Raw genomic sequence first — 11,481 nt, 5'->3', positions numbered from 1 at the left:
AAATGAATGTTGCGGTGGAAGTGTCGGCATGATGTTGGCATCGCTCGGAACTGAATTATTCGGCATGACAGAAAATCGTATCGGCAAATCGTCGGAACAGCCTGTTTCAGACCTATGCTGAGGGAAAAGCTCTGGACTATCTCGATGTTAACGATTTGACACGGAAACACCTGTTTCTGCCCGGTAGAAACGCAGCGCAAGATCGGCTTTGCGCCGATAGAATATTCGACCATAATTAAATTCCAGCGCGTCTTTTTTCACTCCTCATAAACGCGCTGAAAGCGGCATCGACGGGTGCCGCTTTTGTTTGTGGCTCGTGGGCGATCATAGAGCCATCCACGAGTACAAAGTTACAGATTCCATAACGATCAGAAAAATCTGACACCATTCTTGCTGTTTCAGATGATCGACCGCTGCCCCCACCTGTCGATGGTCTGTACTTTAGATGTTTTTCACCGCCATGCCGCGATAGGCGTCGCGGTCGTTGGCTGCACCGATGAGCTTCTTGCGCAGGCGTTCAGCCTTGGTTCTGGCCCTTGCGAAGCTCATTGCGGAGCGCAGAAGATGGGCAAAAAAACCGAAGCCGATCAGCGCGCCCAGAACAATGGCGGGAAAGCCGAAGAAATAGGCAAGCTCTGGGCCTAAAAGCCCAACACAGAAAAAGATCGAAACACAGCCGATAAAAATATTCATTACGAAGAGAGAGGTGATCAGGCGCTGAGGCAGGTCGATGATGCCTGTGCCATTCTCGCTCACGGCTGCCAGTGCGAGGTTTATCTGTTTGAACTTTGTCATGTGACGAATTTTGATCAGATAAAACGTGCTGTTCAGTCCTACGCCGACATGCTGGTCGATGTGAACATCTGCGACGAGATCGTTGATCCGGATGACGTCGCCATTGCCTGTCTTCAGCATGATGAATGGGTATAGGCGGTTGACGTTTTGATTGCTCACGTCCAATTGCGATATGCTGGCGCTGATCTGGACGATTTCGCCGGAGACAGCCGTTACACCAGGTTCGGATAGCTTCATCAATTCGATACCTCATTGATTGGGGTGTTGATTGCTGTCTGCGAATGCGTTTGAGGCTGACGGGGCGTTGACGCTGTCCGGCAATGCTTTGATTTGGCGCTGGAAATTCCACTCATTCGACAGCTTTCGTCGCATGCACCGCGTCCACGCTGTGCGGGCTTTGATCGCAAATCTGCGCGACTTCCCTAACGAAGTGCCCCATCGTTAGGGATGTGCGTTAGGGGAAGAGATCGAATTTGCCCGCTTTCGCCGCCGCACTTGGGCATGGCTGTAGCTGACAAACCGCAGCTACAGCCATGCTGACCGTCAGCGCCGTGCACGCAGCGCCAACGATATTCGTGCGACCTTCAAAGTTGATGCTGACATCAGTTTGCCCCCCGCTGACAGTCAGGGAGTTTCTTAAACGGAACCCTTTCACAGAAATCCGGCGAAAACCCGTTCGAAGAAAAACCAAAGTCAAAAATGCAGTCATTGTGCCGACAGAGGGCGGATGACGAAAATATTTCCTGTAAAAATTGTTGACGGGGCTTGATCTCGAAAAGGGTTGCCTTTCCTGTAAACAATTTAGGGCCTCGACAGCCATGAAAGCGGCGCGAATACTGAACGAAAGGCAGAGAAACCAACTCGTGAATACTGGTAACAGCGCGCTCGAAAGCGCCAGCAATTTATACTTTACGCAGAAAAGGATCGGTTATGCTCGTGTGTCAACGGATGAGCAGAAGGTGGATTTACAGCTCAATGCGCTGAAGCAAGCGGGGTGCGAGCAGGTCTTTATCGATGAGGGCGTATCCGGTGCAATAGCCGAAAGGGCAGGGTTGCAGAAGGCAATGGCAAGCCTGCGCCCCGGCGATACGCTTGTTGTATGGCGATTGGATCGTCTTGGACGCTCATTGATCAATCTTGTCGCGCTGATGAGTGAACTGGGAAAGCGGGGTATCGAATTCCATTCGCTGACTGAGAATATCGACACAAGCTCTGCCGGAGGACGATTGGTGTTTCACATGATGGCAGCTTTGGCAGAGTTTGAGCGCAGTTTGATCAGTGAACGGACGAAAGCGGGTATGGAGGCTGCCAAGCTCAGGGGAAAACATGTCGGGCGGCCAAGACGAATAAAGCAAATCGGCAGAGAAAATACCCCGATTTGCAATCAATGATATTGGAAATATTCCCGCTATTCATTGATCTTTGTTCGCTATATTGGGGGATTTTATTTTATTTTATCATCTCGTAATTTCTGCGCAAATTTGAGGGTGATTTGGGGAATAGGATTGAACATCTTTACTAACATTGCTGGGCCTTCTGGTCGGTATTGGCTCAAACGACCCCGATGCCTACGAAAAATATCCGTGCAAACCGGAGGTTGAGGACATGATGCGTTGTTGGGCTGGATTGCAAACATAAATATTATGTATATTTAAGAAGTAATTTATTGAGATGAAATTTATATAATAAGTATATAAAATAATATTTCTTAAATAGAATATAAAGAAGTGTTTATAATTTCTTCAAATTGTTGTCAAATAAATGTGATAACTAAGGTATTTTTTTCAATTTCATCAAATGATAGCCCTTCCTTCTTGCCTAATTGATTTTGAAAGTCCAATTCGTTGTTTATGAAGGAGTCCATTTTGAAAAGCATTCAATTCAGTCATCGCGAGCCTATCGGATCCAGTACCTATCCGGCACCGAATGATGTTCCGAAGCGCGAGGATATTACGCGCCGTCTTGATGAGCGTTCTACTCCATTCCCGAATAGTACTTTATACGTGCATATTCCGTTTTGTGATCAGATATGTTCGTTCTGTGGCTTTAACAAAGCGGTCAGTTCCGAACCCGTTAAGGAGCGTTACATCAGCGCGTTGCTAGACGAGATTGAACGGTACGGACGCAAGCCCTATGTTCAGTCACTGAATATAGATGCTGTCTATATTGGTGGGGGAACCCCGAACTCTCTCAATGCCAATCAAATTGGTCGCCTTTTGCAAGCAATCAGGCGCTTTTTGCCTATTGCGGAAGGTGTCGAGATTACATGTGAGGGTATAGTTCAAAACTTCGACACTGAGCGCTGCGATGCACTTAAGCATGGAGGTGTGAACCGCATCTCCGCAGGCATTCAGACATTCAACCGGGACATCCGCGAAGCGCATCTTCACATGCGTAATGGTGCTGATGAGCTGTTGCTTGGTATCGAGAAGATGCAATCTCATTTTGAGAACATAAATCTCGATATGATCTACAATTTGCCCGGGCAAACTGACGAAATATGGGCTGATGATATGCGAATGGTGCTCCAGACGGGAGTCCAGCATCTCACAGTCTATCCTTTGGTGCTTCTCGAAAATACGATTTTTTTTGCTGATTACGTCAAGAACAAGAAGTTTCCGGTGCCTGACGAAAATCGGGAAATAGAGATGTACCGAAGTGCGTTGGCTCAGATCGAGAACAGCCCTTACACCAATCGTTATTCCGTGCGCGACTGGGCAAAGCCGGGACGAGACTGCCGCTACATTCGAATGAATGCCGAGTCGAATCATATCCTCGCTCTTGGCGCAGGTTCACACGGCTACCTTGCAGGTTTCACCTATCGCTCAATTCGTTCGACGGTGAAATACATGGAATTCATTGAGCAGAATCCCGGGGAGTTGCCGATTGACGGCATCAAACTAACAACTGAACGCGAGCGGATGCAGCGGTTTGCTGTTATGGGACTGCGTATGCGCGACCTTGATCTTGCGCCATTCCAGACCCGATTTGGTTCCCCGTTTCTCGATGTGTTCGAAAAGCAGGTGAGTGAATTGACTGCTAACGGGTATCTTATGCTCAACGGTAATCGGCTGAATTTCACCGACAAGGGAGATATTTGGGCAAACAATGTCAGGACCTACTTCGAGGGGGAGGTCGGAAGAACGGTTGGATATACTGACACCGTCAGCGTCGGCGAAGACGGAAAGACACATTACTCCAAAATTACGCGGATCAAGGCTTCCGGTGATGTGGAAGCGAACGTTTGATATTCGGCCCCGGCTATGATGGCTGGTTGCGCGTCGCGTTTGATGGAGAATAGGCATGACAGGAAAGTGCGCAGTGGTCGGCGGCGGCGTCGCTGGGATTACGGCAGTGAGAGAGCTTCGCCGTCGCGGCGTCTCTGACGTAACGATTTTTGAGAAAACTGATCGTATCGGGGGGCGCGTTTTTTCTCGAAGCATTGATGATACTGGCGGTGTGGCGGAACTTGGGGCAGGCCGGTTTAATCCTTCAAGGCACATTCGCCTCAAGAAGCTGGTTGACAAATATGGTCTCGCGACGAAACCCTTTTCTTTCCCATTACAACCATTGCAGTACGGTCTTCATCAGCATTCGCTTGAACTGCTAAAGTCCTTTTGTAGTGATTTAGGCGATTTGCGTGGTTCGCTGTCACCAATGGAGAGCCAGCGCTTAACTCTGGAGGAAGCGGCGCTGTCCTCGATTGGCAGGTATAAATTCGAATGTCTGGTTACGATGACCGGATACGACACTCTCCGGAACCCGGACCTTACTTTCGATGATGGGTATGAATTGCTCCAGCATCATCCAGAGACTTGCGGTCTGTTCCAAGGTGAGTTGTCGGAGTGGTTAGCTTTTTCGCATGGCTTCAGTGCGCTTACAGCAGCGATGGTCAGCGAGATTGAGCGCGATGTGACGATCTCGCTCGAGCACGAGCTGACGGAAGTCATGCCGCGCAACGGCGGCGGATATGAACTTTGCTTCGAGACCCCTCATGGTCTTCAGTCGCAGGGTTTTGATAAAGTCGTATTTGCAATACCAATCTGGAGCATACAGAAGCTTCGCGGTTTGAATATGTCTGCGTTCTTTCGCAAGAGCATAAGTGCTGTGCCGCTTACGAAGGCCTATTTCTCCTATGCTGACCGATGGTGGGCAGGCACGCACATCGAAGGCCGTTGCGTGTCTTCGGATACGATATTTCGAAAGGCCTATTTCCCTGCCGATGCGAATAACTTGCTCATATATGCCGACGGTGAAAGTGCCGTACTGCTGGAAAAAGCCCTTAAAAACGACAGGAACGTCCATTCCGCATTTATTGAGGCGATGCTTGACCACTTGCCTTTCGGACTTGTGTCGGATGCCATTCCGAAGCCTACGGGCAGTGGTCATCAATTCTGGGATGAAGGCATCTCCTTTTGGAAAAGTGGCGTCAACTTTATTGGGTCTGGCTTCTGGTCAATCGACGATGATGCATGCGTCTGTTCAGACTTGTTCACCCAACACCTAGGCTGGGTGGAAGGAGCGCTGGAAAGCGCAGAGCGCGGAGTTGCACATCTTTACCGTAATCAATCCTGTGCACAAGCAGTCGCTGCTGTTGGTTGATGCCTGACGATTGGAGATCTCTCATGACTCGTGAACTAGACCTCGGTGTTGGCCCTCTTGCAGACAGGCCGATTATTCTCACCGGTGACCGACCGACAGGACCATTGCATATCGGCCACTTTGTTGGTTCGCTTAGAAACCGGGTTGCGTTGCAAGAGAGCCATCAGCAGTTCATCCTGTTGGCTGATCTGCAGGCGCTCACCGACAACATGTCCAATCCAGACAAAATTACAACGAACGTGACAGAGGTTGCGCTCGACTATTTGGCTGTTGGAATTGATCCGGGTCTCACCACGATCTGCTTACAGTCCCAACTGCCAGCGTTATCTGAGCTGGCAATGCTCTACCTCAATCTCGTCACCGTGGCGCGCCTGGAGCGCAACCCCACCATAAAGGAAGAAATCCGCGCTCGCGGTTTTGAGCGCGATATCCCAGCGGGGTTTCTTTGTTATCCTGTTTCTCAGGCGGCGGATATCACCGGGTTTCGAGCAACAGTGGTTCCTGTCGGCGAAGATCAGTTGCCCATGATTGAGCAAACGAATGAGATTGTGCGCCGTATCAATCGACTTGTTGGGCGTGAGTTGTTACCAGAAACAAGCGCACTTCTGTCGAAGGTCGGGCGGTTGCCCGGATTCGATGGAAAAGCAAAAATGTCGAAGTCGCTCGGGAATGTAATTTCTCTTTCGGCAACGGACGATGATATCAGGAAAGCTGTTCAACAGATGTACACAGATCCAGGCCATCTCCGTGTTAGTGACCCCGGAAAGGTTGAAGGAAATGTGGTGTTTACATATCTCGATGCCTTTGATCCAAACGTCGATGAATTAACCGCATTAAAAACGCATTACCAAAAGGGCGGGTTGGGGGATAGCGTTCTGAAGCACCGCTTGTCGTCGATTTTAACGGATATTATCGGCCCGATCCGCGAACGGCGCAGTGAGTTCGCGACCGATATTGGCATGGTGCGCGATGTCATTCGTGAGGGAACGAGGAACGCGCAAAAGCTCACCCAGTCGACTCTGGAGGATACTAAAGAAGCTCTGGGACTCTATAGCCTATAAACGCTGACGAACGCTTAGCCTACTTCAAGTTATAGACTGCACGCCTCAATTGCTTGATTGATGTCGAGTGCTTGATTGATGTCGAGCACGCTGTTGCGATCAATGATTTGGTTACGATTCAATCAGGGTGATTGATAAGTATGTTACGAACCGTAAATTCAACATAATACTTTCTCGATACAATCATGTTTCTAATTCTCAATCGATAAAAATGAATACCTTTGAACATAAATTGGAGATTGATATCGACACTTGTGGGTATCAAGCGATGGAAATATCCCATGAGTTTCATTATCATTTTTTTTGTCAGTTCTTGGGTTCTCCCTTAAATCGATTTTTATAAAATTGTCCATGGAGAGCGGCTATTCTGCGAGCAGTATAATGGGGTTAAGAATGCTCATTTCTTTTCCACTTTTTCTCGCAGCGCTTCTGTTTGTAAAAAAGAAAGAAGATATAGGCAATGGGTCCATAAAGACAATTATTGTTTGTGCCTGCTTATATTATATATCAGGTATGGCGGATATATCTGGCCTTGAATATATTCCTGTAAGTCTGGAGAGAACACTTCTATTCTCAATTCCAATGTTCACTATGCTGATCTCATTTTTTCTGGAAAGAAAAACCTATAGCAAGCGAGCAATATTATTCTGTGGGCTGTCGTGGGCAGGTATCGCAGTATCCTTTATAGAAGGAGATAAGATATCTTCAGGCGCTACAACAGTATATGGCGCGGGACTCGTGATAATTAGCGCTGCGAGTTACTCCTTCTATATGGTGGTCAGTGCTAACGGAATAAAGAGATTTGGGCCAGTGGGATTTAACGCTCGCACTATGCTGGTCGCCGCTCTCCCATCCATTGCCCCATTAACCGCAATGAATGAACCAACGCTTATATCGCACCATCTTAACGGCATGCTTATGCCGATTTGTTTAGCGCTTTTCTCCACTGTATTTCCATCGTTTTTTTTAGCGTGGGGCATCAAGCGATGCGGGCCCTCGCTTGTCGCGGGTGCAAATAATCTCGGTCCTTTCATCACAATGTTCGCTGGCTACCTTTGTCTTGGAGAAAAGATAACGCCGAAGGATATTGTTGGAATGGTGATCGTAGTTATAAGTATATTCTTTTTATCAAAAGAAATAATGAAGAAGAAAAGAAATATTGAAGGCTCTGATATTATCGGGTTCGGAAAGGGGAAATGGTATCGCTTCGGCCGTCTCCAAAAGAATAAAAGTATTCTTTAGTGAGAAGGGAGTGAATTCGGAGATTATTTCACTATGTCATTTGAATTATTCCGCATGCAATAATTGTGGTGAAGGGAAAGTTAGCTGCAATTACAGAAGTTCGGCATGTGAAAAACAAGACGATATGCCGGAAGTGATCAAAAAGATGATTGGTTCTGACATAGTTGTTTATGTGTGCCCGGTTCATGCTTTTGGGATGGGGCATCTGATGCAGATATTTCTGGAGAGAGCAGGTGTTGGTTATCTGAGATTTACGAGGCCATTGATTAACAAAATTGGTTGCCCGGTCGTGATTGGTCGCAAGTACAATCTTGGTCATGTTCACGATCAACTCGTCAATAATATGCTTCTTAACCGGATGGTTGTTCCTGGGGCGGGGTTTCCTGTTCTAATTCATGGAAATGAAGAAACTAAAGAAATTGCCGACCCAGAAGAGAAGGTCGCACTAGAGCAGCTTTTGTTACGCAGTATAGAGATCGCGAATAGTATTACGGCCTGCAAAGCAGAGTGCGAAAGGCCTAACGAGAGAATTATTAAGTATAATTATATTGAAAGTTTCAATTGATAGGCAGGTTTGTCAAATAGATAGAAAATTTAGTTCGATTGATTTGTATGTCAATTTGCGTCGTAAATACTCAAGCAAAGAGTTATTTTTTTGGAATCGCTCGGCGGTCCAGCTCGTGATTGCAATCAAACTGTTTTGGGGTTCTCCCCGATGTTCTCGTTCGGCGTAATGAACGGGCAGGCCAGATTTATGAATTTTACATCAGCGGCTGTCGCAAAGGCTGTGGCAGCTATGCTGGGAGTGGAATGTTCTGATGTCTATATAGCTCCAGTAAACAATGCGGAGGAGCTGTTTGCGCTGCTGCGGAATACCGAAGCTCAATTTATGATGAAAACGCCTGCAAGCGGCGTCGACGGATTAGGATGGTTTGGTTACTTCGGTTACGATACAATATTCATGATTGAGGAGATTGAACGCTGTCTGTGTAGGGACAAAGAAGTGCCTGTAATATCCCTCGCAGTATATCGGGGTATCGTTCAGCACGATCTACAGACTGGGCAGTGTACGCTTACGGCGAACTTTGTTGAAGGAGAAGAGGCGTTCTCCCTAGACGAATTGAAAGCACTTTTGGAAACAGAGGTTAGTCATGGGGAACTGCCCGTAAACCCCGAATATCAAGCTTTTCCTAGTGTAGGCCGAGAAGAGTATTTTCGTTGGTTTGAGAAAGTTAAGCATCATATAGATATTGGTGACATATACCAAATTCAGCTTGGTCATGAGATACGCATACGCTCAAAGCTAGAGCCTTTCGAAGTCTATATGAGAATGCGAAAGAAGAATCCTTCACCTTATATGTATTTCTTCACGACGGCGGACGATGTGACGTTAATTGGTGCGAGTCCGGAGATGTTTACAAATCTGGACAGCCAAAGAAATGTGGTGATGAGACCAATTGCGGGCACTGTTAGGAACCCTACTGACGAAAAGAAACGAAAAGAGGCGTCGGACCGCCTGAAAAGCGATGTAAAAGAGACAGCTGAACACTTGATGCTTGTTGATCTTTGTAGGAATGACATTGCACGTTGCTGTCAGCCTATGAGCCTTGCGGTCGATGAGCTCATGGCAACTGAAGCATATTCCCATGTAATTCATCTTGTATCAAACGTCACCGGGAGATTGAGTGGGGGGTTGGATAAGTTCGATGCGGTGGCTGCGACGTTCCTTGCTGGTACAATGACGGGGACACCGAAATTGAAAGCTGTAGAGATTATTGAAAAAATTGAGCGTTCTCCACGGGGTATCTACGCAGGAGCCTTGGGGTACTTTGGTTTCAATGATGTTATGATTAGCGCTTTATGTATTAGAACGGCGATTTGGAAGGACGGAGAGTATAGTATAAGGGCATCTGGTGGTGTGGTTGAAGAATCTACAGCATTGGGTGAATGGAATGAAACAATCAGTAAGCTAAGCTCGACATATCTTGCTATTACTGACAAGGAGCTTTGTGATGAGAGTTTTGCTTATTGATGCATACGATAGTTTTGTTTACATCGTAAAAAATTATATTGATGTAATGGGGCATGATTCCGAGATCGTCAGATGGGATCATGTTAGACTGGATGCTGTCGTAAACTATGACGCTATCATCTTGGGACCGGGGCCGGGGCATCCAACGGAGTGTGGGTATCTGGACATCATTAGACACGCTGAAGGCAAGGTTCCAATTTTTGGAATTTGCCTTGGAATGCAGGCAATCGCCCAGTTTTACGGCTTACCAGTAGTTCAAGCAGAGAAGAGACTTCACGGCAAGATTAGCACAATTCGTTGCTCTGGAACAAACTGCTTCAGCGGGTTACCAAATGAATTTAAGGTAACTCGTTATCATTCACTGATTGCAGACGATTCGGCGCAACAGGAAAACTCGCCACTTAAGGTGACAGCAAGGTCGCTTGAAGACAATTATATAATGGGTCTCAAGCATCAAGACTGGTGCATTGAAGGCGTACAGTTCCATCCGGAGAGCATTTGTTCTGAATATGGATATAGAATTCTGGAAAACTTTTTTTTCCAATCAATGATGACAAGACTTTTGCGAGACGGATACTACGCCATATCTGCTTAAATAAAAGTTTTCCATTTTGGGCAGCTTTTCAGTGATAATCCATTGTAGGGCTGCCCTTGGTTGTCGATAAAAACAATACCCGGTAGGGGGCTTCTTAAAGCAGAAAATTTCAAGTTTGTGCATTATATTTTAGGAAATCGTTCGATCTGGATTTTTATATTCTCTAATAATATTATAAAAAGTTGATTTTATTGTAATTATTTACCTTTTAGTCTTATGCGATTAATCGGACGTCGTCCATTCACTATTAATCAATAACCGAACAAAAAATCGTTTCATCGGCGGATCAGAATGTTTATTTGGAAACACAGCGAGACTATTACTTTACAAGCAAATGCGAGCCAGATTTGGTCTTTATGGTCTTCTCCGGACACTGGCCAACATGGGACAGTGAATTGGAATGGGTTATTCTTCATGGCCCTTTTGTGGAGGGAACAAAAGGCACGATGAAGCCTCGACAAGGGCCTAAAGTCACGTTCGAATTGGTTAAAGTTGTGCCCAACGAAAGCTTTGTAGATCGGGCGCGATTGCCACTTACAACGCTGGACTTTGGCCATTACTATTTTCCTAGTGACAACGCTGGTAGTGAGGCTATGATCACGCATACTGTCGAGTTTCGTGGCTTTCTTGCCCCATTGTTTGGAAGGCTGATCGGTCGTAACATCAAATTGCATCTTCGGTCAGCAATGGAAAAGCTGGCTGAGCAAGCTTTCACCACGTCGTCGAGTTAACTAATCGAGAACACCAAATATTGAGGGCAAGCGCAGCTATTGCGAGGGTCGCGGTTTCGACGAAACGGGCGCGACGTTCCTAATTCACGCCCGGTATGACGCTCCAGTTGCGTGTCATCTTGACCTTGCCCCGTTGTAAAAGCAGCTTCGAACCGTTTGTGACGGATGATCAAAGCAAAACGATCTCGGCGCTAAACGGGACCGCTCAATTTTCTGATAGTTGCACCTCAAGAAGCAGCTTCCGCTTCGAGAGCATTGCGTATTTCTGAGGAGCTTCGACTGCTCTGCTCCCTTAAAACTGGACCGTTTATAATGAGAGTTTTCCGCGCTATTTTCCTGGCTGGAAGAAGGAGTGGAAGGCATGAAAGCATCGAAGTTTTCGGACGCTCAGAAGGTGTTTATTCTCAAGCAGGGAGATGACGG

At 46.8% G+C, this 11,481-nt stretch carries 10 protein-coding genes; 9 read left to right on the top strand and 1 reads right to left on the bottom strand.

Going from position 1 to position 11,481, the window contains the following annotated elements; all coding sequences use genetic code 11:
* Positions 1 to 441: 441 nt before the first annotated feature.
* Positions 442 to 1,032, bottom strand: a complete 591-nt coding sequence (locus FIC94_RS09930) for a hypothetical protein (RefSeq protein WP_140024776.1) — start codon at positions 1,030 to 1,032, stop codon at positions 442 to 444.
* A 626-nt stretch (positions 1,033 to 1,658) separates the two neighbouring features.
* Between FIC94_RS09930 and FIC94_RS09925 the strand changes: the two genes are divergently transcribed.
* The 9 genes from FIC94_RS09925 to FIC94_RS09885 all read left to right on the top strand — a co-directional run bounded on the left by FIC94_RS09925 (position 1,659) and on the right by FIC94_RS09885 (position 11,058).
* Entirely contained in the window at positions 1,659 to 2,186 is a 528-nt protein-coding gene (locus FIC94_RS09925) for a recombinase family protein (RefSeq protein WP_328592133.1), read from the top strand.
* 474 nt (positions 2,187 to 2,660) lie between these two features.
* Positions 2,661 to 4,043, top strand: a complete 1,383-nt coding sequence (locus FIC94_RS09920; protein WP_180917954.1) for a coproporphyrinogen-III oxidase family protein — start codon at positions 2,661 to 2,663, stop codon at positions 4,041 to 4,043.
* Positions 4,044 to 4,098: 55 nt separating this feature from the next.
* Positions 4,099 to 5,397, top strand: a complete 1,299-nt coding sequence (locus FIC94_RS09915; RefSeq protein ID WP_140024773.1) for a flavin monoamine oxidase family protein — start codon at positions 4,099 to 4,101, stop codon at positions 5,395 to 5,397.
* A 23-nt stretch (positions 5,398 to 5,420) separates the two neighbouring features.
* Entirely contained in the window at positions 5,421 to 6,458 is a 1,038-nt protein-coding gene (gene trpS / locus FIC94_RS09910; protein WP_140024772.1) for a tryptophan--tRNA ligase, read from the top strand.
* Positions 6,459 to 6,761: 303 nt separating this feature from the next.
* Entirely contained in the window at positions 6,762 to 7,700 is a 939-nt protein-coding gene (locus FIC94_RS09905) for a DMT family transporter (RefSeq protein WP_140024771.1), read from the top strand.
* On the top strand, positions 7,618 to 8,265 hold the full coding sequence (locus tag FIC94_RS09900) for a flavodoxin family protein (RefSeq protein ID WP_180917952.1): 648 nt from the start codon (positions 7,618 to 7,620) through the stop codon (positions 8,263 to 8,265). Before FIC94_RS09905 ends, FIC94_RS09900 begins: the two co-directional genes overlap by 83 nt.
* Before the next feature lie 90 nt (positions 8,266 to 8,355).
* Positions 8,356 to 9,732, top strand: a complete 1,377-nt coding sequence (locus tag FIC94_RS09895) for an anthranilate synthase component I family protein (protein WP_140024769.1) — start codon at positions 8,356 to 8,358, stop codon at positions 9,730 to 9,732.
* Positions 9,713 to 10,327 (top strand): anthranilate synthase component II, encoded by a 615-nt coding sequence (locus tag FIC94_RS09890; RefSeq protein WP_140024768.1) that lies wholly within the window; start codon positions 9,713 to 9,715, stop codon positions 10,325 to 10,327. Before FIC94_RS09895 ends, FIC94_RS09890 begins: the two co-directional genes overlap by 20 nt.
* Positions 10,328 to 10,626: 299 nt before the next feature.
* On the top strand, positions 10,627 to 11,058 hold the full coding sequence (locus FIC94_RS09885) for an SRPBCC family protein (RefSeq protein WP_235891986.1): 432 nt from the start codon (positions 10,627 to 10,629) through the stop codon (positions 11,056 to 11,058).
* Positions 11,059 to 11,481: the final 423 nt, after the last annotated feature.

This window comes from Ochrobactrum teleogrylli, assembly GCF_006376685.1.
Classification (GTDB): Bacteria; Pseudomonadota; Alphaproteobacteria; order Rhizobiales; family Rhizobiaceae; genus Brucella; species Brucella teleogrylli.
Note: the sequence above shows the minus strand (reverse complement) of the source record. Positions and strands in the feature narration are given on the sequence as shown.

Excerpts from the sequence above, each read along its gene's own strand:
- FIC94_RS09930 (WP_140024776.1), bottom strand. The coding sequence starts at position 1,032 with ATGAAGCTATCCGAACCTGGTGTAACGGCTGTCTCCGGCGAAATCGTC.
- FIC94_RS09915 (WP_140024773.1), top strand. The coding sequence starts at position 4,099 with ATGACAGGAAAGTGCGCAGTGGTCGGCGGCGGCGTCGCTGGGATTACG.
- trpS (WP_140024772.1), top strand. The coding sequence starts at position 5,421 with ATGACTCGTGAACTAGACCTCGGTGTTGGCCCTCTTGCAGACAGGCCG.
- FIC94_RS09890 (WP_140024768.1), top strand. The coding sequence starts at position 9,713 with ATGAGAGTTTTGCTTATTGATGCATACGATAGTTTTGTTTACATCGTA.